Annotated in this window: 1 protein-coding gene; it reads left to right on the forward strand. The window is 67.9% G+C overall.

Annotation, left to right across the window (positions count from 1 at the left end):
- Window positions 1–281: 281 nt before the first annotated feature.
- Window positions 282–417, forward strand: a 136-nt coding sequence (locus D7X55_RS46935; protein ID WP_368666533.1) for a YciI family protein, incomplete at its 3' end; no start/stop codon positions are given.

Genomic DNA, 417 nt, shown 5'->3' on the forward strand with positions numbered 1-417 from the left:
GGATCGGCGCGATTCCACACATATCAAACAGCGGGACGCGCCGCGGTAAACGGCAGCGACAGAACTACGGGGAGGTCGTCTACGTGGCCCGGCCGGGTGGTCCGGTTTGAAGCAGCGGGACGGTCGTCGGGGGCTGCGTTGGCCGCAAAAACCGACGGGCCGCTGCATCCAGCCACGTGCAATGGAGTCTAGGGTAAGCCTTTGCCGCGCCAGTGTCCAGCCGGACCGGGGCGGGGGCTGCATTGGCTAGAATCTGCGGACCCGACAACGCAAGCGAGGAAATGCCGGTGTGGTATGTGATCGAAGGGTATGACGGCCAGGATGTGCTGGCGCAGCGGCTGCAGGCGCGGCCGGAACACCTGGCGCGGCTGCACGCGCTGCGCGACGAGGGACGCCTGCTGCTGGCCGGCCCGTGCC

The sequence above is a fragment of the Corallococcus sp. AB049A genome (genome assembly GCF_003668885.1).
Taxonomy (GTDB): domain Bacteria; phylum Myxococcota; class Myxococcia; order Myxococcales; family Myxococcaceae; genus Corallococcus; species Corallococcus interemptor.